This window comes from Bdellovibrio sp. HCB185ZH (assembly GCF_047302455.1).
Taxonomy (GTDB): Bacteria; Bdellovibrionota; Bdellovibrionia; order Bdellovibrionales; family Bdellovibrionaceae; genus Bdellovibrio.
The window spans coordinates 3,269,544-3,290,816 of sequence record NZ_CP178624.1 but is presented as its reverse complement, the minus strand read 5'-3'; the positions used below and the strand labels follow the sequence as shown (position 1 = coordinate 3,290,816).

General features: G+C 44.5%; 22 protein-coding genes. 8 read left to right on the top strand and 14 right to left on the bottom strand.

Features of this window, described 5'->3' with window-relative positions:
* On the bottom strand, positions 1 to 951 hold the full coding sequence (locus ACLSU7_RS16065) for a linear amide C-N hydrolase (protein WP_413292915.1): 951 nt from the start codon (positions 949 to 951) through the stop codon (positions 1 to 3).
* A gap of 249 nt (positions 952 to 1,200) precedes the next feature.
* Here ACLSU7_RS16065 and ACLSU7_RS16060 point away from each other — a divergent pair, with 249 nt between their 5' ends.
* Positions 1,201 to 1,944 carry a substrate-binding periplasmic protein gene (locus ACLSU7_RS16060; protein WP_413292914.1) on the top strand — a complete coding sequence of 248 codons (744 nt, stop codon included), beginning with the start codon at positions 1,201 to 1,203 and terminating at the stop codon, positions 1,942 to 1,944.
* Positions 1,945 to 2,003: 59 nt separating this feature from the next.
* Here ACLSU7_RS16060 and ACLSU7_RS16055 read toward each other — a convergent pair whose 3' ends face one another.
* Both ACLSU7_RS16055 and ACLSU7_RS16050 read right to left on the bottom strand, forming a co-directional pair.
* Complete coding sequence (locus tag ACLSU7_RS16055; RefSeq protein WP_413292913.1) at positions 2,004 to 2,480, bottom strand: hypothetical protein; 477 nt, start codon at positions 2,478 to 2,480, stop codon at positions 2,004 to 2,006.
* A 191-nt stretch (positions 2,481 to 2,671) separates the two neighbouring features.
* Positions 2,672 to 3,841 (bottom strand): Ig-like domain-containing protein, encoded by a 1,170-nt coding sequence (locus tag ACLSU7_RS16050; protein ID WP_413292912.1) that lies wholly within the window; start codon positions 3,839 to 3,841, stop codon positions 2,672 to 2,674.
* 395 nt (positions 3,842 to 4,236) lie between these two features.
* Between ACLSU7_RS16050 and ACLSU7_RS16045 the strand changes: the two genes are divergently transcribed.
* Entirely contained in the window at positions 4,237 to 4,758 is a 522-nt protein-coding gene (locus ACLSU7_RS16045; protein WP_413292911.1) for an outer membrane protein, read from the top strand.
* A 74-nt stretch (positions 4,759 to 4,832) separates the two neighbouring features.
* On the opposite strand, the gene ACLSU7_RS16040 is transcribed toward ACLSU7_RS16045, so the two are convergent.
* Positions 4,833 to 5,564, bottom strand: a complete 732-nt coding sequence (locus tag ACLSU7_RS16040) for a response regulator transcription factor (RefSeq protein ID WP_413292910.1) — start codon at positions 5,562 to 5,564, stop codon at positions 4,833 to 4,835.
* Between the two features lie 112 nt (positions 5,565 to 5,676).
* Here ACLSU7_RS16040 and ACLSU7_RS16035 point away from each other — a divergent pair, with 112 nt between their 5' ends.
* Positions 5,677 to 7,872 (top strand): ATP-binding protein, encoded by a 2,196-nt coding sequence (locus ACLSU7_RS16035; RefSeq protein WP_413292909.1) that lies wholly within the window; start codon positions 5,677 to 5,679, stop codon positions 7,870 to 7,872.
* A 4-nt stretch (positions 7,873 to 7,876) separates the two neighbouring features.
* On the opposite strand, the gene ACLSU7_RS16030 is transcribed toward ACLSU7_RS16035, so the two are convergent.
* Together ACLSU7_RS16030 and ACLSU7_RS16025 are read right to left on the bottom strand one after the other, a co-directional pair.
* Positions 7,877 to 8,767: a 2-oxo acid dehydrogenase subunit E2 gene (locus ACLSU7_RS16030; protein WP_413292908.1), complete on the bottom strand. Its 891-nt coding sequence runs from the start codon at positions 8,765 to 8,767 to the stop codon at positions 7,877 to 7,879.
* 86 nt (positions 8,768 to 8,853) lie between these two features.
* Entirely contained in the window at positions 8,854 to 9,324 is a 471-nt protein-coding gene (locus tag ACLSU7_RS16025; RefSeq protein WP_413292907.1) for a hypothetical protein, read from the bottom strand.
* A gap of 223 nt (positions 9,325 to 9,547) precedes the next feature.
* Between ACLSU7_RS16025 and ACLSU7_RS16020 the strand changes: the two genes are divergently transcribed.
* Positions 9,548 to 11,122 (top strand): FAD-dependent oxidoreductase, encoded by a 1,575-nt coding sequence (locus tag ACLSU7_RS16020; RefSeq protein WP_413292906.1) that lies wholly within the window; start codon positions 9,548 to 9,550, stop codon positions 11,120 to 11,122.
* Here ACLSU7_RS16020 and ACLSU7_RS16015 read toward each other — a convergent pair.
* The gene (locus ACLSU7_RS16015) at positions 11,119 to 11,292 is read right to left on the bottom strand and encodes a hypothetical protein (protein ID WP_413292905.1); all 174 of its coding nucleotides are present in this window, start codon (positions 11,290 to 11,292) and stop codon (positions 11,119 to 11,121) included. The genes ACLSU7_RS16020 and ACLSU7_RS16015 overlap by 4 nt on opposite strands.
* A gap of 55 nt (positions 11,293 to 11,347) precedes the next feature.
* Here ACLSU7_RS16015 and ACLSU7_RS16010 point away from each other — a divergent pair, with 55 nt between their 5' ends.
* Positions 11,348 to 12,241 (top strand): DUF72 domain-containing protein, encoded by an 894-nt coding sequence (locus ACLSU7_RS16010; RefSeq protein ID WP_413292904.1) that lies wholly within the window; start codon positions 11,348 to 11,350, stop codon positions 12,239 to 12,241.
* Here the strand turns inward: ACLSU7_RS16010 and ACLSU7_RS16005 are convergent.
* A complete protein-coding gene (locus ACLSU7_RS16005; protein ID WP_413292903.1) occupies positions 12,236 to 12,793 on the bottom strand; it encodes a flavin reductase family protein in 558 nt (185 codons plus the stop codon). The two genes, ACLSU7_RS16010 and ACLSU7_RS16005, sit on opposite strands and share 6 nt — an antisense overlap.
* An 11-nt stretch (positions 12,794 to 12,804) precedes the next feature.
* Entirely contained in the window at positions 12,805 to 13,155 is a 351-nt protein-coding gene (locus ACLSU7_RS16000; protein ID WP_413292902.1) for a 4a-hydroxytetrahydrobiopterin dehydratase, read from the bottom strand.
* A 127-nt stretch (positions 13,156 to 13,282) separates the two neighbouring features.
* Between ACLSU7_RS16000 and ACLSU7_RS15995 the strand changes: the two genes are divergently transcribed.
* On the top strand, positions 13,283 to 13,717 hold the full coding sequence (locus ACLSU7_RS15995; protein ID WP_413292901.1) for an MAPEG family protein: 435 nt from the start codon (positions 13,283 to 13,285) through the stop codon (positions 13,715 to 13,717).
* Here ACLSU7_RS15995 and ACLSU7_RS15990 read toward each other — a convergent pair.
* The 5 genes from ACLSU7_RS15990 to ACLSU7_RS15970 all read right to left on the bottom strand — a co-directional run bounded on the left by ACLSU7_RS15990 (position 13,714) and on the right by ACLSU7_RS15970 (position 19,298).
* Positions 13,714 to 14,547, bottom strand: a complete 834-nt coding sequence (locus ACLSU7_RS15990; protein ID WP_413292900.1) for a flagellin — start codon at positions 14,545 to 14,547, stop codon at positions 13,714 to 13,716. The two genes, ACLSU7_RS15995 and ACLSU7_RS15990, sit on opposite strands and share 4 nt — an antisense overlap.
* Positions 14,548 to 14,674: 127 nt before the next feature.
* Positions 14,675 to 15,397: an ABC transporter ATP-binding protein gene (locus ACLSU7_RS15985; protein WP_413292899.1), complete on the bottom strand. Its 723-nt coding sequence runs from the start codon at positions 15,395 to 15,397 to the stop codon at positions 14,675 to 14,677.
* A complete protein-coding gene (locus tag ACLSU7_RS15980) occupies positions 15,390 to 17,222 on the bottom strand; it encodes an ABC transporter permease subunit (protein ID WP_413292898.1) in 1,833 nt (610 codons plus the stop codon). Before ACLSU7_RS15980 ends, ACLSU7_RS15985 begins: the two co-directional genes overlap by 8 nt.
* A gap of 9 nt (positions 17,223 to 17,231) precedes the next feature.
* Entirely contained in the window at positions 17,232 to 18,116 is an 885-nt protein-coding gene (locus ACLSU7_RS15975) for a branched-chain amino acid ABC transporter permease (protein WP_413292897.1), read from the bottom strand.
* Positions 18,117 to 18,134: 18 nt separating this feature from the next.
* Positions 18,135 to 19,298, bottom strand: coding sequence for an ABC transporter substrate-binding protein (locus tag ACLSU7_RS15970; RefSeq protein WP_413292896.1), 1,164 nt, complete (start codon positions 19,296 to 19,298; stop codon positions 18,135 to 18,137).
* Positions 19,299 to 19,543: 245 nt separating this feature from the next.
* Between ACLSU7_RS15970 and ACLSU7_RS15965 the strand changes: the two genes are divergently transcribed.
* Both ACLSU7_RS15965 and ACLSU7_RS15960 read left to right on the top strand, forming a co-directional pair.
* Positions 19,544 to 20,176 (top strand): YceI family protein, encoded by a 633-nt coding sequence (locus ACLSU7_RS15965; RefSeq protein ID WP_413292895.1) that lies wholly within the window; start codon positions 19,544 to 19,546, stop codon positions 20,174 to 20,176.
* Positions 20,177 to 20,292: 116 nt separating this feature from the next.
* Positions 20,293 to 21,213 carry a hypothetical protein gene (locus ACLSU7_RS15960; protein WP_413292894.1) on the top strand — a complete coding sequence of 307 codons (921 nt, stop codon included), beginning with the start codon at positions 20,293 to 20,295 and terminating at the stop codon, positions 21,211 to 21,213.
* The last annotated feature ends 60 nt before the right edge of the window (positions 21,214 to 21,273 follow it).

The following is a 21,273-nucleotide window of genomic DNA, read 5'->3' as shown; positions in this document are numbered from 1 at the left end:
TTATTTCTGACTCACCGGCTTCTCCGGCGCCTTTTTTAGAAACTCAAAAGCTTTGACCGGCTTAAAGTATCCCGAGATATCACCAACTAAATCATAATTTTTGACCAGAGTGATTTTTTGCACCGGTGCATTTTTCTTAAACTCCAAACGATCCAGCTGCACCCACACAAGGTTGGGGGCTAAAGTGTTTTCGTAAAAATACACTCCACGAGTCATATCAGCCACTGTTCTCCAACGAGTGGTAGAGACATAGGGTCTCGCTGGATCTGGCGTACCGAAGGGCTGCGAGACGTTCCTTAACACACTCAAAACTCCTGCGACGGATTCACGATATTCCGCCGGTTGCGGTAATTGTTGGGCATAGAACGCGGCTCTGACAAACCGATCTGCTGCGGCGTTGGTGTCCGGTAAGTCCTTCTGACCGCCGAAGCCTTTATATTGTTTAAGCGCCGTCAGTTGCTCATTATAAGGCGGCGAATTGGTCATGACCTTAAAGTTTTTATCGTGATAAACTTTGGGTTTACCATCGATATACTCGATGACCGCCGTGTCTCCGGTCTTATCAGAGATTGCAAGATGCCACGGATCCTGTTCTCTCTCCCGCAGAAGTTTTAATTGAAAAAGATTGTACTTGATAAGGTTCGGCTTCAAAGGCCGCCATTGCTCAGCCACCGTCTCGAAGTTATCAAGGTAATACTGGGCCCATAAAGAGACTGACAGACCAGGAAGCTTCTCATCACGGACGCCGAAATCACTTTCAGTTAAATACAAAAGATTTGCTGTCAGGCCTTTTTCGTTCAAGCCATCAGCCGTCCCGATATCATAGGCCGTCATGATCACGCTGCCGTAATTGGAGGTCCATTTTAAGGAGTTGTTGTCCGTTCCTCCATCCCGGAAAATACCTCGGGGCAGAAGCCACATATTTGAACCGATATCTTCAAGCCAATCCATATTGCGGCCAACGATGACATCTTGCTTTTTGGTGTCCCATAGAAATCGGGTGCAAGCATATGCAGGTTGTAAATAGAGAATTGAGATTAATAGGCAAAGCAGAGATCGCACAGGCATAGTTCCACCCCGTCTTCTATTGAAACTAGTTTCAGAAAACGAATTTTTATTTGCAACATGCCCCGGTGATTTCACATAGCTCTTTCACAAATATGGCGCTTTCGAAAAATTTGGAGTACGTTATTGTTAAAGATGAAACATTTTCTTCCTTTTATTACTCTGATCTTTGTCAGCTTTGTCGCTTCGGCGTCCACTGACAAGAATGAATTTCGTACTGCGATTCCTGCGGGCCTGGCGCCGCCACTTTTGATCGAGAAAAAAGGAAAACTTGAAGGCCTGATCGTCGACTACGTCGGTGCACTAGCCGAGGTGATGAACCGAAAAGTCACATTCAGCGTCGTTACCAGATATCGTCTGAATGGGTACCTTCTTAAAGGGCAAATGGATGCACTTTGCTACAACAGCACAGTGTGGGATGACAATCGCCAAAACGTCGACTTTTCAAAAGTGCTCTTTAATAAACGAGAGATTATAGTGGGCCCCAGTCCCATGCCAAAGAATGTCGAGGGACTTAAGGGAAAAAGAATAGGAACCATACTTTTGTATGTCTATCCCGAGTTGGATCCGTACTTTGAGTCGAAAAAAATTCTTCGTGAAGACAATTTCAGTGAGGAAGCTAATTTGAAAAAACTCCTCCACGGTCGCATCAACTATGTCGTAACTGACCAAATATTTTTGGATTATTTCCGTCTGCAAGCCCCGGATGTAGTCAAAAATCGCGAAGCCATGTTCTTGAAAGACTACCCAATTGCTTGCTCGATCAGCCGTAAGGGCAAAGTGACCAAAAAGGAACTGGATCACGCCATTGACGAGATCAAACGCTCGGGAAAATTAGAGCAGCTGTTTAAGAAGTACGGCAGTACTTATATTGATTAATCCAAAAAAAAAAGGGCTCAGCAAAGAGCCCTTTTTAGTATCTGATTTTGAAAAATCACTTATTCAACGTTAACGCTGTCACAGTTAGGAACTGTGTAAGATTTTGTGAATAGGTGAGTCTCGCGGCCTTTATTCATTTTACGGCCTACTTTGATTTCCACAGTCATTGGGTATGTTCCTGTGTACTCTACTGGGTAGCAAAGAGTTCTTGATTCAGTAGAATCGCAGAAGTCTTCTTTTTGAACAAAATTGATTGGTGTAGAAAGAACTTCTGAACGAACAGTTTCAAAAGTCGCTTTACGGTTACCATCCATATGAGTCACAACGATATCAACTGGTGCTTTAGTGCGCAGAGTATCGCCATCACGGCATACGAAAGTGTAGGCGATAGCACGGCCCATATAAACTGCTGGTGCGTGAACTACATAAGGTGCCTTGGCAGCAAGGATCTCTTCCCAAGAAGAGTTTTGAGTGATGGCTGCTGAAGCAGTTTGGCCTGCGATAAGGGCCACGATAGACAATACGATTTTTTTCATTGAAATCTCCATTTGATTGGTCTGAATGCGGGCAAAATGCCTAAGTTCAGGGAAATTCTCAATGCAATGTTTTATAAATCAGATTTGTAATATTCCGAGTGAAAAAGATTCCGAACAGGTCTGAATTTTCGACAGAACAAAAGTTAAAAAGCCTGATTCACATCAGGCTTTTCCCTCTTTCCATTTGTAAACTACCAGAGGATTGGATTGGCGGCGGCCCCGATAAAGACCAACCCCGTCGCCTTAACCAGGGTCGTTTTACCGGTATTCACATCCACGCGAACCAGGTTCCCCTGCTCGCTGAACCCATAAAGACCTTTGGAAGCAAAGCCCAAACCAAAAATGTTTTTCTTATCCATGCAAGCCACTTCTTTGGTCGCTTTGGAAACCGGATCGATTCTTAGAATCCCTTGATTACCACCCGCCCCGGCAGTTCTACACAATGTGGATGTTGCGTTTGTGATTGTCCAATACAAGTAACCGTCTGGCAGAAGCTTTACGTCACCGCCATACATCGTATAACCCGCACTCGCTGGAATCACCGTGGTCTTCACACCATCAGCGGCAATCGCAATCAGGCTGTTAGTTTGCGTTGATGATCCTGGATTGTGCTCTTCTGAGGTGATGAGTTTTCCATCAACCAACGTCAAGCCAACCGCGCGGTCCCCACGAGTCACCAGATTTCGTTGATACAAAGTTGCGACACCCGTCGTGGCGTCAACTTTATAGGCATTGCTGCCGACAGACTCCTCATTGTCTTTGGCATAGAGCTCGCCCGAATTACTGATAACCATATCCGTACATTCAAGCTTAGCCCCGTTGTAAGTCATCTTCACCGTTTTTAGGACGGTACCCGTTTGCGGGTCTAAGCTATAAAGAAATCCATCGGTGTTACAGCCATAAAACGGTGCTGTCGCGATGGAGCTTTCTACGACCTTGATTGTGATTTTCGCAGTGGCGATATTGTTCTGACCATCCACAATCGTGTAGGTCATGCTTGCCGTTCCTGTCACACTCGATACAAAGTCATAACCGTTAGTTTTAGGTGTGAGAGTTCCCAGATTTGGTGAGCCCACGCTTTGAACTTTTAGTGATGTCCCTGAATTCGCCGCCACAATGCTCGCGTTTGAAATACTTAGGGTAACGCCCACATTGGTTGCCAATGTAATGTCGTTGGCTTTTAGACCGTTATAGTTGGCGCTATCAGGGGTATTCGTCGTCCCGTCAGCTCCGTCCGAGGCCGACGAGGCCGCGTTCACCGGGGCTTGCGAGAAATTAGCCTGCGAGCAGTTCTGAAATGAGACAACCGAGACAGCAGATACTATGATGATTCCGAACAATTGATATTTAGGCATTTTCACCCCATCCCCCTTACTTAACAGCAACTCATGGGCCAATTACTCCTCGGTTTATTTTGAAGTCACCGTAGAGAAAACTGACTCTGTACAAAAGTTATTAGACGTTTCCCATTCCAGAAAGTTTCCTAAGCCATTCGACTTCCAAAGTTGAGACGTAAACTTTGTGTGATCCCACAGAATGGCGAACCGCCGTATTTATGAAACATAGAAGAGAAATCGTGTAATTTTCTGGGGCGAAAGCGGGGCCGCATTTTTCCCCGCAGGTGGGGCAATACTCCACTGCAACCTTTCAAAACAGGTTTCATCTTCAAATTAAGGACAGCTGGACCTTGGATTCATTTTTGCTCTGCAAAAAAGCCTGAGTCATTTTTCTGGAAATTCAACAAAGGAGCCACCACATGAAAACACTCATCACGATTCTTGCTACTCTGACTTTTTGCACACTTGCAAATGCCCAAAGCAAGCAAGATTTAAGAGAAGGATCTAATACCATTCGCTTGCTGGGAGGATCTGCACAGGCAGCATCTTCATTCGGTTTGGATTATGAACGTCGCACAGGAACATTCGGTCTTGGTGCGAAAATTCTGCATTCGACTAAAAATGAAGATATCGGCAAGTCTGAAAGCACAACGTTCGATATCCACGCGGTTTCCCATCTATTTGACCACAATGACATGGATATCTATATTGCCGGCGGTATCGCTGTGACGAATATGGATGACGTGGTAAATCCGGTAGATCCTACGGCTAATACAAGCGATGAAACTCTTATAGGTCCTACTCTGGGTATCGGCATGGCTTACACAATCAATCCACGTTGGTCGATCGGATTTGAATACTTCACATTGTACAACTGGTTCAGCGACAAAGTTGCGGATAACTACAACTTCTCAAACGTAGCACTTGGCTTTAATTTCTAATTAAGTATCGAATACGGCAGGAAAAGGGTGAGATGGATTTTACCCTTTTCCCGTCTGCCGAGAATTTTCGTCACTTAAGGTGACGCCTCATGACCTCTCTCACGGTTTTCCTCTGGCGCAGTAAAAGTATATCCTTGCTTAAATATAGATTTTAAATTCGCCCCCGGAGGACCCAACTTCTTTCGCAGTGAAGATATATGCGTGTCCACTGTATGTCTTGAAACATACAGACTATCACTCCAAAACAAATCCAAAAGTTTTTGGCGAGAAAAAACCTTCCCTTCATTCTTCATAAAGTGACTTAAGAGCTTGAATTCAATCGGTGTCAGCGGCAGTGGCGTCTCCGAACCATCGCTGTTCATCACAAAGATTTTCTGCAACGACAAATCGACTTTGAATCCCGCCATGACAAAAGATGCGCCAGAGCTTTTATTACGACGAAGCTTGCCACTCACGCGAGCCTTCAGCTCTTCCGGTTCAAAGGGCTTTGTGACATAGTCATCGCCCCCTACTTCAAAGCCTTGGACTTTGCTCGTCAGTTCGGTTTTACCGGTTAGAAAAATAACCGGCAAGTCAGCAAATTTTCTTTCAGCCCGCAAGTTCTTGCAGAACTCAAAACCATCTTCATCCGGCAAGTGAACGTCCAAGAGCAAAAGAGAATAGATTCCCTTCTCCAGCTCGCGGCGACCTTCTTCAGCTGATGCCACACTTTGCAAGACGCAAATATCTCCCACGGCGTGACGAACGATCGTTTGCATCTCGCGGGAGTCCTCTACTAATAAAACGCGTTTTTTTTGTGTTTCCATACATTGATTTTCTGAAGTCATAGCCACAATGGCCAGGAAAAATAGTGTGTATTTTGTTTATTCCTGGGTACACGGACTTGGATACAGTCATCATTTAAAGTTTAATTTTATTATGAATACGACATCTCCGCCTAATCACCATTCAAAACTTCCCAAGATTCTCGCTGTCAGCGGGCTTATTACGTTGGGGGCTTTAGCTTTGATTATCTTCTATAGCACCCAAAATCTTTTGGAGTCCTCGGTATGGAGAAAGCATACATACGTGGTTATAAATGAAATCAGGGGACTCAAGGCTTCCCTGGAGGAAGCAAAAGTATCTCTCACCTCGGTCTATATAAATCCTTATATGTCCTTCGATTCCTTCAGCAAAGCACAACAAAATCTGCAAAGAAATCTTGTTACTGTGTCAGAACTCGTCTCAGATAATAAATTCCAATCAAGACGCATTCAGAAAATATCCACTCTATTGAATGCCAAACAATCCACCTGGCAGTCTTTCGTCACAAATCTTCGTGGGCATACAAAAAAAGTATCAGTGGATGAATTCAGATCAATGCTGGCCTCAACAAATACGGATGAGGTCAATCGTACTCTTGCCGAAATGGAATTGGATGAACAGAACCTTCTCATGCGCAGGACCGCACGGTTCGATAGAGACTTCCAAAGAATGTCAGCTGTAGTAGTCTTTGGCGTCGCTCTTGCTTTTCTCTTGTTCTTTTTTTCTACGAGTCTTTTACAAAAGCAAATTCAGCTTCGTCGCAGAATGGAGCTGGCCTTGGAAGAAGCGCGGGAAAGGGCCCAAGAAGCATCCACTCTGAAATCCAGTTTCCTTGCAAATATGAGTCACGAGATCCGCACCCCGCTAAACGGTATCATTGGCATGACCAAATTGATGGAACAAACGCCTATGAATGCGCGACAAGCCGATTACCTGGAAACTATCAAAATTTCCTCAACCTCACTTCTTGCACTCATTAATGAAATCCTGGATCTGTCAAAAATCGAATCCGGAAAATTCCAGCTGGAAGAAACCAATTTTGAACTCTCGTCTCTTATCAAGAGTGCAGTTTCGATTGTCGATTATTCAGCCAGACTTAAGAATCTTGAAATCAAAACTGAAATTGATCCCACTGTGCCAGAGTTCCTGACAGGTGACCCGTTGCGATTGCGCCAGGTCCTTCTGAACCTGATCAACAATGCGATCAAATTTTCGGAACATGGTTTGATCAAAGTACGAGTGACTCGCAAAGGACCTGATATCCATGGATCACCGCATCTTCTCTTTGAAATTATCGACCAGGGCGTGGGATTTGACACCGAAACTCGGTCCAAGTTGTTTCAGAATTTTTCACAGGGCGACAGTTCCATGACCCGAAAGTATGGGGGAACCGGGTTGGGGCTGGCAATTTCCAAACAAATCGTAGAGATGATGAAAGGTTCCATCGATGTCGACAGCGTTAAAGGCATCGGTTCAAGATTTTATTTTGATGTGAACTTGGGCCTTCCCCAAACGGATGCTGCAATTCAAAAGATTTCAAATCTCAAACCAGTTGCTCCATTACAAGGGCACATTCTGATTGCCGAAGACAATTTGGTAAATCAGAAGGTCGTCTCCGAGATGCTGTCCACCATGGGATGCACCAGTCAAGTGGTTGAGAACGGAAACGCCGCCATTGCTTCGTTGCTGACTGAAAAATTCGATCTTATTTTAATGGATGCTCAAATGCCCATTATGGACGGTTACGAAGCCACCCGCCAAATCCGCAAAGGACAGGCTGGCGAAGACAATAAAAATATTCCGATCCTCGCTACCACCGCTAATGCCATCAAAGGTGACATTGAACTTTGTCTGGAAGCTGGCATGAACGATTACATCAGTAAACCCATTTCGTACAACGACTTGGCTTTCAAGATTGGCAAATGGATGGGCCGTGGTCACCATGTTGTAAATCCCGAAAGCATGGATGCGTTGAAACAGGATCCTAAAAACGGAAATTCCCTCTTGAAAGAGGTAGTCGATATTTTTAATGAAGACAGTCCAATTTTAGTTCAAAAAATGCGGGATGCGATTCGGGATAAGCTATATGAAAAAGTACCCGCTCTTGCACACAACCTTAAGTCTTCTGCCGCAGTTCTGGGAGCAATTCGTTTAAAAGATTTATCAGAGCGATTAGAGACGATCGATTTGAAATCCACTAACGAACAACAACTGACACTGTTAGTGGATTCCCTGGAAAAAGAACTCAGACTGGTTCAGGAGTACCTTGGCAAAAACATTCGCCATCAATATCCTCCACCACCTCTTTAGCCGCTTAGGCCATTTTTAGAGGAAATGATGAAAGTTTTGGATAGGACATAGCAGATACTTCGCCAAAGTATTTTTCAGGCTCAGCAAAGCACTTTTCAAATATTTTCTGCAAAGCCGCTGCATGGGTTCCATCCATAAAACGATGATCAAACGTCACTCCAATACGCGCGACGGGACGGGCTTCAACAGTTCCTGTTTCAGTCACCCACGCACGTTGCTTGATTTGGCCGACGGTCAAAAGAATTGGAACCTTCGAGTATGACACCAATGGTGCCCATGCCGTATCGGCACCCATGCCACCGATATTTGTGATCATGATAGACCCAAACGCGTCTCGTGGCATTCCTGCCCAAGTAAGATTGATACCCAAATCATAGTTTAGATATGAAGTCAGATTCAAAAGAGTGCGCATGAATCCCCACGGCACCCATTTCATGGCATCCAGTGATTTGGTCAACTCACTTTGCTCGCCACCTTTAATCGCTTTGGACTTACCTGCAAGTTCTTGTGCGATCTGTGCCACTGACAGTTTTTCTGCTTCACGGACCACCACTCCTGTCAGCGTGGCCTTACCTACGGGGTCTTCGGGATTGCCTGGAATATTCACTTGATAAAAGATGTCGACGGTATCTCGCAGATAAATGCGATTGTTGCGGATCATCCCATTAATTTCAGGACGCTCTTTCATCGCGGTCGCAGCAGCCTTACCCACTAAATGCGAAATCGAAAGTTTCATACCTGTGGCGGCCTCTTGAGCTTTCATATACTCAAGAGCCCTAGTCATATCAATTTCCAGCAAACCATACACTGTAGGGTCTCCGGCTTTGTGCCACGAGCCCATAGCGATTTTACGGAATGCCGATCCACCTTTAGAGAGAGTCATTTTTGCTTTCATACCTTCATGCTATGTTTGCGGGCCAACACAAGTAAAATATGAAAGGGATTAGTAATTACGAATTGCGACCATTGAAGAGTCGAGGTCTAGCGTTTACCCAAATAGCAGGTCTCTTTAATGAGGGTACTGAAACCCAAATAGCCGTCTTCTTCGACCAAAACTTGGACAGCCTTCAATCGCCCTTTTTCTTTATAGAGCTTTAGAATGGACTTTTGATCCTTTTCATCTTCGTTTACGTGGGGATGAAGACTCTGAAAGTTCAGAATCCCAGCTGACGTGCTTTCGCCAATGAAGTTATAACCCTCGCCCAATTGAAAGCGAGCTGTGCGCATGGGATCGGGTTGTCCCATTCCATAGTAAACTGTTACCGTGGCACTGAAACGTTTTTTGGCAGAGAAAACGTCTAACGAACAATCTTTCCTGTCGAATGTCGTTCCCTGGAAACTGACTTCATCTTTTTCGACAGGGAGCAAGTTTTTAAGACCGACGGGAATCTCCGCTGCCAAGGCTGCGGAAGTCAAACTGATTAAGGAAACTAATACGATCCAAGATTTCATACCTAACTCCAATTCGTCGGGGATAATACGCTTTCCTTTGACTGATTTCCATAGGCAACTCAAGCAGGGCTAACACCCGTCCTGCAATCAAAATAACCGCTACCAAATTTGTTACCGGCACGTGAATTCTTCAGGGATGTGTCCGAAGAGTGATAAATAACATCTTTGCCTCCCTCCCCTCGAATGGAAATATAAGAGGGACATTCTAGTAAAGGGAGCAGCTATGGAATACGTACCACAAAGAACCCAATCACTATGGCAAAAAGAAATTTCTCTGCCTGCACTTCCTCCCCTAGAAAGCTCTTTAGAAACCGATGTCTGCATCGTCGGCGCTGGTATCGCAGGTCTTCTCTGCGCTTATGAACTCTTGCAACAGGGACTGCGAGTTGTTGTCTTAGAGCGTGGTCCTCTAGAAAAAAATCAATCTGGATATACGACTTCGCACTTGGCAGATGCCCTGGACGACGGCTTTGACCAACTTTTAAGAACTCACGGTGAACAGACCCTTCGTCTGTTTTATAAAAGTCATCGGGCTGCCATCAGCCTTATTGAAAAAATTGTTCAAGATGAGAATATCGACTGCAATTTTAAGCGTGTGAATGGCTACTTGTTTTTATCACCAGAACACGATCCATCTCTGCTTGCGAAAGAGTATGAAGCCGCCATTCTCGCCGGCGCCGATGGCCTTAAACTCAGCACGGATTTTTCCGAAGCATTTTTCAGAACAGGCCCGGCACTCCGGTTTGAAAATCAAGCGCAAATAAACCCATTGAAATTCATCCGAGGCCTTATCACAGCCATTCAGAAAAAAGGTGGTCAAATTTTTGAACATACCGAAGCAACGGATTATCACGAAGGAGAAGACACTCACGTGATGACGGAAGGTGGTCACCGGGTAAAATGCCAATCCATTATTCTGGCAACAAATTCTCCGACATCGACATTAAAGATTTATCTAAAACAAGCCGCGTATCGCACCTACTGTGTCGCCGTGAAAATTCCCAAAGGAAGTATCGCGCCGGCTTTATATTGGGATACCCAGGAAAATTACCACTATATCCGCATGGTTCCTTTAGAGAACCGCGAATACGATGCCTTACTTATTGGCGGCGAAGATCATCGCGTGGGCGAAGGTCATCCAGAAAAAGCCTTCGAAAATCTCTATGAGTGGGCCCAACGTCGTCTGAGCCTTACATCTCCAGAAGTCCTAGCATCCTGGTCAGGACAAATTCTGGAACCGATGGATAGCATCGCATTTATCGGTCGCTCCCCGGGCAAGAAAAACACTTACATCGTGACTGGAGATTCAGGTCATGGCTATACCCATTCGGCTATTGCTTCACGTCTGCTAACCGGTTTGATCAAAGGCGAACACCAAGAGCTGGAAAAAATCTTTGATCCGAATCGTCTCACTTTAAAAGCGGCAAAGGATTATGTTGCGGAAAATGCAAACACCTTTCAGCAATATGCAGACTGGGTTTTACCTCACGACAGCATCGAAACATTGGGACTCGATGAAGGTTGCATCGTCAATCACGGGACACACAAGATGGCGATTTATAAAAACGAGGAAGGGCACATTTTCAAAATGTCTGGGATGTGTCCTCATTTAGGTGGCTTGGTAAAATGGAATTCTTTGGAAAAAACGTGGGATTGTCCCTGTCATGGTTCGCGCTTTGATAAGTTTGGAGCTTGTTTGCACCCGCCAGCAACATCGGGTTTGAAATCCTTGGAGGACGTGCAAGTTTCAGTTCCCGAAAATTCACTGAACTTTCGGGAACCGAAATCTAAAACTTAAACGCGACGGTTGGAATCACGTTTGTCGTTCATGTGTTCGATTTTATCGCCCAAATCATGGATGGCTTTGCCAGTTTTCGGAGCTTTTTCCGAAACCTTCGCGCCTACATCCTCGATTTTGTCTCCCATTTTTTTGGAGAAGCTTTCTTTGGAATTATTAACTGAAGCCATAATTGCCTCCTTGTTGAGGACAGTATAACGCGACCGCGATTACAAGGGAGTATGTATGAAAACAAGAATTGGGATCTCTGGCTGGGTCTATCCCCCTTGGCGCGGTGTCTTTTATCCCAAAGACCTGACGATCAAAAAGGAGCTTTACTATGCCAGTCGCCAGGTATCGACCATAGAAATTAATGGATCTTTTTACGCCAACCAAAAACCCGAAACTTACAACCGATGGTACAAAGAAACTCCATCTGATTTCTGTTTTTCCGTGAAAGGATCCCGTTTTATCACTCACATTCTGCGGCTGAAGAATTGTGAAAAAGCTTTGGCTAACTTTTTTGGATCGGGCGTTTTGAATCTGGATGACAAACTCGGTTCCTTTCTTTGGCAGCTGCCACCGAATTTGGTTTTCGATCCAGAGATTCTGGAGAGTTTTTTCAAGCTGCTCCCTGAAACATTCGCAGAAGGGGTGAAATTAGCTGATCAAGCAGAAAGATTTCCTAAGCACTACGCGGACTCTCTTCGCAAAAGCAAACGTCGTCTGCAACACAGTCTCGAAGTTCGTCATCATAGCTTTGAGAATCCTGAATTCATCGAACTTCTTAGAAAGTACAATATCGCATTGGTTTTCGCAGATACCGCTGGCAAATGGCCTTACATGGAAGATGTAACAGCAGATTTCATCTATATCCGTTTACACGGTGACGAAGAATTCTATGTCAGTGGGTATTCACCTGAGTCCTTGCTTTGGTGGAGTGATCGTATCAGACGATGGGAAAGTGGTCGCGAACCTGCAGATGCGTTAAAAATTACAGACGATAAAATGCCGGTCAAAGAGCGCGACGTCTATATCTACTTTGATAACGATGCGAAAGTTAAAGCACCGCGGGATGCACGCAGTCTTATTAAAATCCTTCAACCTAAAAGCAATCGTCCCTTGGAGACGGAGTTATAGGTTTTGAGATTTGAACTTTCTCCTTTTATTGATGTGCTCCCCACTGATCATAAAAACCCCATCGCCTGTATAATGAAACGTCTTAGGGTATTTGGGCACTAAAGGTGCATGAGCTTTCAGAACTTCAAAAATAAAGAAGTTATATTTATTCAGTATGCGGGTATCAACAAGCTTACATTCCAGATTCGCAAAGCACTCTTTAATTAAAGGTGCCTGTACATTATCTGCCGACTCCTTTGTTAAACCGAACTTCTCAAATTTGTCCGTATTTCTACCGGTGCAATTACCGATTGCCACGGCGGTATCTAAAAGCTCCACCGTTGGAATATTGATAACACACTCTTTACTTTTGCGAATGAGCTCGAAGCTATGATTTGAGCCCGTTATCATACAACCCACCAGGGACGGCGAAAATTCCAGAACCGTGTGCCACCCCATGGTCATAATATTGGTTTCGTCTTTCCATCGAGAACTCACGAGAACAATGGGCCCTGGCTCTAGAAAGCGCCGAATTTTCTCCACGGGAAAATCATGCTTCTTATAAGTTTTCATCTCGCCGATATTTAGTGAGCCACCGGCGCATAATTGTGGGATGCCATTGCGTCAATCTTAGCAGCGCAAATAAAATCATTCTCCGAAACACCGCCGACAGAATGAGTATTAAACATCACCACACAACGATTGAATGAAACCAATAGATCTGGATGATGGTTTTCAGCATTTACCACAAATGCCAACGCATTCACAAAAGCCAAGGTCTCGTGATAGTTTTTAAATGAATAAGCTTTGACGATGTGATTATCCTCATAAGCCCAGCCTTTCATTGCTGCCAGATATTCATCGATCTCCGTTCCTGAAAGACCTTTTTTTACGTTACGAGATTTCTTTTTTAGAAGTTCTGCTGAATCGATCATCACTACCCCCTACAATCCATATTAGATTAAGAAAGAGTAATAAATAAAGAATTCCCTCAGCACTTTGTCTTGACACATACTTTTTGCGTACTAAATTTTTAGTTCTACATTTTTAAAGGAAAAAGCCATGTCAACGAACGTACAAATCATCTTTCCAATGTGTGCCATGTTCTTATTGGTTTTAGTTGTTCTTGGTAAAATGTTCTTGGGAAGAGTGACTGCGGTTCGCTCTGGAGCAGTCAAACTAAGTTTTTACCGCACTTTGCAGGGACAAGAACCTGAACAATCTATACAGGCCGTTCGCCATTTCGCGAATCTTTTCGAAGCACCGATACTGTTTTATGTGGCATGTATTCTTGGCTTGATACTTCCAGTACAAAGCATTGTCTTCGTTATTTTAGCTTGGCTGTATGTTCTGGCGCGCGCAGTGCATGCATTTATTCACTTAGGAAAAAATGACGTTATCAAACGCATGCGCGCTTATGGCTTTGGGTGGCTTGTACTTGTAGGCATGTGGCTCATGATCACCGAGAAAGCGATCCATATTGCCACTCTGACTTAACCTATCAGTTTCAGCGCTAATTGCGCCGATTGGTTGGCCTGACCTAAAACGGATGTTCCCGCCTGCAGTAAAATACTATTACGAGTCATTTCGCTGGAGGCTGCGGCGACATCGGTGTCTCGAATGCGGCTGTTGGCTGCAGATAAATTCTCTTGCATCACACCTAAGTTATCCGCAGTGGACGTCAATCTATTTTGAAGAGCACCCATATACGCACGAGTTCCATTCACAGCAACCTGGGCTTCGTCCAACCGACTGAGCGCCATCTGTGCGCCTTCCTTAGTGTCATAGGAAAGACCATCTAGCCCCAAAGCATCCAAAGTTGCAACACCGCGACCGGCTTCAAAGGTGATACGATCATTCTTTGGATCATTATTGATACCCACCTGAAAATCGAACGCGGGTGCGGATCCATCCAAAAGTTTCGTGGAACCCCAAGTAGTGGTCTTAGCGATACGCTGAATTTCTTCACGCAGTTGCACCACTTCTTTGTTCAACATTCCACGTTCTTTTTCACCAATGGTGTCGGAACCCGCTTGGATTCCCAACTCACGCAAACGAATGATGATATTGCTGATTTCATTTAAACCACCTTCAGCAGTTTGAATCATGGAAATACCATCGTTCGCATTTCGTTGCGCCATCGCTGCGGAGCGAATTTGACCTTTCATGGTTTCTGAAATCGCCAATCCCGCAGCATCATCCGCAGCTTTATTGATACGACTTCCAGAAGCAAGTTTTGCCATCGAATCATTCATGATTCGCTGTGAACCAACTAGATTACGTTGTGCATTGATTGCCGCTATGTTTGTTTGAATTCTCATTCCCATGTCATGTCTCCGCTGGCGAATTTATCGGGAAACATTTATGGGACTTCACGAGACTATCGTTTTAGTTTCTTTGTTCTACGAAGTTCTAATCTGAAGGCCTGTAACAGCATGAAACGGCTCTTTATTTTTAGTGTGTCACTCCGAGATAAGCGGCTTTAACCTGAGGATTTTTAAGTAATTCTTTCGCATTTCCCTCGACTCGAATCACTCCCTGCTCCAAAACGTACCCACGATCCGCAACCTGTAAAGCACGAAATGCCAACTGTTCGACCAAAAGAATACTCGTTTGTCCTGTCGCTTTAATTTTGTTAATCACCGAGAACATTTCGTCGATGATCACCGGAGCCAATCCCATCGAGGGCTCATCTAGCATCAAAATCTTAGGTTTTAACATGAGGGCCCGGCCGATAGCGAGCATTTGCTGCTCCCCTCCCGACAGAGTCCCGGCTAACTGCGTGTTGCGCTCTTTCAAACGGGGAAAAATCCTATAAACCTCATCAATAGTTTGCTCAATATCTGCTTTTTTTTCAGTCTTGGTTCTTAGAAACGCTCCCAACAGCAAGTTGTCATGGACAGTTTGCTGCGCAAATATACGTCGGGCCTCCGGGCAGTGAGCCAGACCAAAGGCCACACGCTTGTGTGCCGGAATCTTATTAGCCAACTTTCCATCGATAAACACCTCTCCCGAAGCAGGTTGTACCAACCCTGAAATGGTCCTAAGCAAAGAAGTTTTACCAGCGCCATTAGCACCGATCATGGCCACCAGCTCTCCAGGTTGGATTTTGATACTAACGCCCTTCAAAGCTTGAATACCCCCGTAATGAACAGCCAGGTTTTTAACTTCAAGCATGTTGAGCCCCTTCCGCACCCAAATACGCCTCGATCACTTGCGGATTGTTTTGCACCTCTTGAGGCGATCCCTCGGCAATCTTTTTGCCAAAATCCAAAACGGTGATTTCATCTGAAATCTGCATCATCATTTCCATGTGATGTTCAATTAATAAAATCGCGAGCCCCGCGTCTTTCACTTTACGAATGATCTTATTAAATTCCTGAATCTCTCCGGAAGTCAGACCTGCTGCGGGTTCATCTAATAGGAGAATCTTTGGTTGCAACGCCAGTGCCCGTGCGATCTCCAATCGCCTTGCTTGCCCGTAAGCCAGGTTTTTGGCTTTCTCTAATGCCAAATGCTCAAGCCCCACAAACTCCAGCCATTTGTAGGCCTCGATCACAAACTTATCTTCTTCTCGACGCACCTGAGGTAGTCCCACTAAGACGGCAACCAAGGACGAACGATAATGCTTGTGCAAGCCAACCAAAACATTTTCCAAAACAGTCAGGTCCGAAAAGAGCTGCAGATTTTGAAAGGTACGAGCAATTCCCAAGTAGGCGCGCCGATGTGGCTTCACATTGTTTGAAGGTTTATCAAAGATATAAACCTGACCCGCGGTGGGCTGATAAAGTCCCGTGATCAAATTGACCGTTGTGGATTTTCCAGAACCATTAGGCCCCATCAAACCGCGGATGGTTCCTGGTGCAATCTTTAATTCCAATTTATTCACAGCAATCAAACCGCCAAAACGCATCTCCAGACCTTCAAGTCGTAAAGGGATAGGACCGCTTTCAGCACCGTTATGAAATTGCAAATTTTGTGCGGCGGCTTTCTCTTTAATCTTTTCAAGATCATATTCGCTGCGCAACGCTGGAAACCATTTTTCAAAGTATCCGCGAATCCAACCCGCAAGACCGTTGGGCAGATAAAACAGTGCCAATAACAATAAGATTCCAAAAACCATCAATCGCCAGTCTTTAAACCACGTGAATAAGTCGGGTAAGATCACTACCAAGGCCATACCTATAAAGTTTCCCAAAACAGAACGTACACCGCCAAAGATAAGGGCCATCAGTGCCAGAATCGAAAAATCCAAAGTGAAAGTGTTTGGGGCGACATAATTATCCAGATGAGTAAAGAGTGCACCTGCAAGCCCGGCAATTGCGGCAGACAAAACGAAGGCCGAGATTTTAAAACGTGATCGGGATATTCCACAACTTTCGGCGGCAATACTAGAATACTTGATGGCTTCAAAAGCGCGCCCCCAAAAACTCTTGGCCAAATTTCTTTTAAAGAACATCACTAACAACAGACATGGGTAAATTAAATAGATAAAGTTATTCCCCGCAAAGGAAAAACCCGCAAGCTTTAACGGCACCATTTGAATTCCCTTGGTGCCATTGGTAAGGGCTTCTTGTTCATTGATGATCGTATAAATGATGCTTCCATAGGCGATGGTCGTAACCGCCAGATAGGGACCTGATGCTTTTAATGAAGGAAATCCTAGGGCAAAACCAAATGCCGCCGTGACGATCACAGCAGCTACTAACGATAACCCATATGACCATTCATAAAAGACCTGAATAGAACTTCCTTGATTTGCAGCGGCTGTCGAGTTCAATATCGCCATGGTGTAAGCACCCACCGCAAACAGACCCGCGTGTCCAATGGAAATATCTCCGATATAGCCTGTAACCAGATCCAACGCGGCAACCAAAATCGTATAAACTATGATTCGTCCTAAAATACCATGGATATAATATTCATTTTCCACCAACGAGGGTAAAAGCAAAGGAAGCAAACACAAAATGTATGTTGCCCATTTCCAGGATTGCTTCTTCACCACGCCCCCTTAAACTTTCTTGATGGATTTTTTCCCGAACAGTCCGCTGGGCTTTATCAGGATGACTAATATCAGGATAATAAAACCGGGCAGCTCTTTATATCCCGAGGAAATATAGCGTGCTGTGAAAAACTCAGAGATTCCCAGAATCAATCCTCCCCAGATCAAACCAAAACCAGATTCTAATCCTGCGATGATCGCTACCACGTAAGCTTTCGTTCCAAGCGATGATCCCATCGTTGCGGAAACAAACGTCCAAGGCGCCACCATTAATCCGCCCACCGTAGCGATGCAGGCACTCATCATGAAGGAAACTTTCACGACTTGTTCCTGAGGGATGCCCATCAAACTTGCGGTGTCTTTATCTTCACTCACAGCCTGAATGGCTTTTCCATAAATAGTTTTTCTGCGGAATAGTTCAATTGAAAAAACAATCAAGGTGGCAACCACGACAGCCATGATTTCTTGCGGATAAACACCCGCTCCTAATATTCGAATGGGATCATCCCCTAGAGGCGAAGGAAAACGGTAGTCCCCGGTTGACCATATTTGCTCAACTGCATTCTTAAAGATGATACCCATTGCCAGGGTCGCTAGAACCCAAGTGTATTCAGACTTCATTTTCAGGGCGGGGGCCACTGCAAAACGATGAACCATCCACCCCGCAATAACACCCGTGACTAACACTCCGACAATGGGAAACAGATAAGGATAACCCAAAAGCTGTCCTGTGGCCCGATCAACATAAAGAGAAAATCCAACAACTCCCCCAAGCATGATGACATTTCCAAGGGAGAAGTTGATGGTTTTTGAAGTCGAGAACGTCAGATTATATCCGTAGGCAATCAACGCATAGATAACGCCTTGGATGATACCCGAAATCAGAATCTGCATGATCTCCGACACTGGGACCTACTTTTTCTGGGTTGTTGAATCCACCACGGTTCCGTCTTTCACCATACCTAACATGACGTTTGCTTCTTTCACAGCTTCATGGTCTGTACTTGAGAAGGGCTTCGTATAGGAACCCGTGATTCCTTCATATGGCGCTGCCAAGTCCTCTAACGCTGTACGAATTTTTGAACCTTCAAGAGACTGCGCTTGCTCGATTGCAAGTTTAAGCAAGTACATGGAATCATATCCTTGGGCAGCAGATACCGCCGAAGCAATCGGAGACTCTTTGAATTTTGCATTGTAATCAGCAATAAATTTCTTTTGCTTGTCTGTTTTTGCAGAGGCTTCGATAAATGTTTGTGGCATCTTTGTGCCGTTCCCATTTTTACCAGCATTTGTAATATAGTTCGACATGGAAAGAGTCCAACTGCCGATCATGTCCACTTTCCATCCCAGGCGGGCCATGGAGTTTGAAATCGCTGCTAGCTCAGGACCAATGCCGTAAACTAACAAGACATCAGCTTTCGCCGCTCTCGCTTCCTGGAGTTGGGCACTCATATCGCTGTCTTTGATTTTAAATTTTCCAATATAAACCGGTTTGACGCCTTTTTCTTTTAAGACGGCTTCCATCTTTTCGCGACCGTTCTGTCCATAGTTGGTATCGTCACAAAGAAGTGCCGGTTTCTTATAACCAAGTTTTAAAGCCTCATTAACGATGACTCTTGATTGAATATCGTCATTGGCAGCAATTCTAAAAACAAAATTTTCCGGATTGGATTTAAAGAGTTCATTCACCTTGGCGCCGGCGCTGACATTAATGATCAAAGGTATTTTCTTGGTGTTAGCGTACTGTGTACTCGCGTCTGCAACGCCTGTATTAATCGGTCCCAAGACCGCGACCACCTTTTCTTTATCCAAAAGTTCCAGCATGATTTGTCCACCGCGCTCATTTTTGGCTTCATCATCGCGATCCACCATGGTGATCTTTTTGCCAAGAACTCCTCCGGCTGCATTGATTTCATCGATCGCGACCTGAACCCCATTACGCATGGAAACACCCATCGGAGCGCTGCCGCCTGTGAAAGGACCATAGACACCGACTTTGATTGTGTCTTCCGATTTTTTGGTGCAACCGACAAATGCGACAGCCACGATCATCAATGCAAGCTTCGGAAATCTCATAAGTATCCTCCCACAATTAGAAAAAATTCTTTGGTCGCCATACTTTAAAGTCAAGATACCCTCGAATTTGCGACAGTTTGTTTGTCTCTCTACATCTCTATTAACAACTGTTATTCGGAGACCAAGGAATCCCCCTGAAAGTCGAGTCCGTCGATCAAGGTATGATGCCTAGTAATATTCATTGCGAATCAACAAAGATTATACAAAACTTTGTAAGGTCTAAAATCACATCAAGGAGTTCAATAATGATGAAGACGTTTGTAACAGCAATGGTTTTGGTATTCGCAGTATCTGGCGCTCAAGCGAAATCTAAAGGTAAAGCGGCTAAAGCGGATGCGACTAAAACAGAAGCTTATAAAGTCGATACGAAAGAAAGCACGGTTGCATGGAAAGGAACTAAAAAAGCTGGTTCTTCTCACAACGGTCAAATCTCTGTAAAAGATGGTGAAATTCAAGTTGATAACAAAGGCCAAATCACAACAGGTCAAATCAACATCGACATGACTACTATCACGAACGAAGATTTGAAAGATGCTGAATACAACAAGAAACTTGTTGGCCACTTGGCAAGCAACGACTTTTTTGACACTGCAAAATTCCCAGTGACTACTTTCAAAGTTCTAAGCGTTACACCTGTTTCCAAAGACCAAGTAACTGTTAAAGGCGAATTGACGATGATCGGTAAAACGAATCCAATCGAATTCCCTGCAAAAGTAACTGTTGATAAGGGTGTGGTAACTGGTGAAGCAACTGTTAAAGTTGACCGCACTAAATGGGGTCTTAAATATGGCTCTGGCAACTTCTTCAAAGAGTTGACTGCAGACAAAATCATCAATGACGAGTTCGAAATGAACTTGAAACTTGTAGCTAAAAAGTAATTTGTTTCTTACAGATTATTTAATCAAAAAGGCTCGGGATTCCGGGCCTTTTTTTATATCCAACTCTTAATATTTCTTCCATCGCACTCTCCGAAATACTTTGCTAGGTTCGGGCGATGAAAAAAATCAGCTTACTTCCTTTGCTCGTTTTAACTGCGATCAACCTCCCGGCGTTTGCACAAAAGACTGTATCAGACTCCCTGGTAAAGGATCTTTCCTGCAACAAAATCACAGCGAATGAAATCTATCGTCGCATGTCGCAACAGCAGTTCTCCCGTGAGTTTCATATCCCCATTACAAACTGGGGTGTCGAAGCCCGGGGCGGGCTTTATGAACTGGGTGTCTGCTGGTCTCTGTCTCGGGCGCAACGACTGTTCTTTTATCTGAATCGCTGGAACTCACCTTCCACGGTTCAAGGTCCACAGACTTTGCAAGTACTAAACATGCTTCGCGGAGACGCCACCTATCCGATGTTATTAAATCAGGAATCTTATCTGCGAACAGACTTGGGCCTGTTAGGAAATCTGATGGACGGAGTCAGCATTCGTAAAGGCGACAGCAACACTCATCGTAACTTCAGATCTGAAATCGAAAAGTATGAACTAGAACGTTTTCACAAACTTGGCAAAAATCTTAAATACCTTATCGGCAGCGGCAGTCGTAGCAAAAAAAACAATCGCGAAACCAAGGATCAATTGGTCGGCAATCTTCAAATCAATAAATTGACTATGCTCATTGTTCGCGCCAACCGGATGGCTCAACATGTTGTCTTGGTTAAGAGATTTCAGCGAATGAATAATGGCGACATCAATTTCATTGTCTATGATTCAAATCATCCAGGTGAAGACAACATTTTGACTTTCCGTCAGAGTGACTCCAAGTTCTACTCCCCGGGAATCGTTTATGGAGTAGTTCCAGCGAAAGACCTCAATGATCCACTGGGTGTCTACGTTGTGGATGAAAAGGAGCGGGATCCTATCGAGGCAACTTTGGTTCGTTACTATAGTTCTTTGTGCAGTTCTCTAAACAACCGGTAATGAGACGTCCAGAGTCCTGTGTACGGGTGCAAATGAAAAATTGATTCATCACAAAGTTCA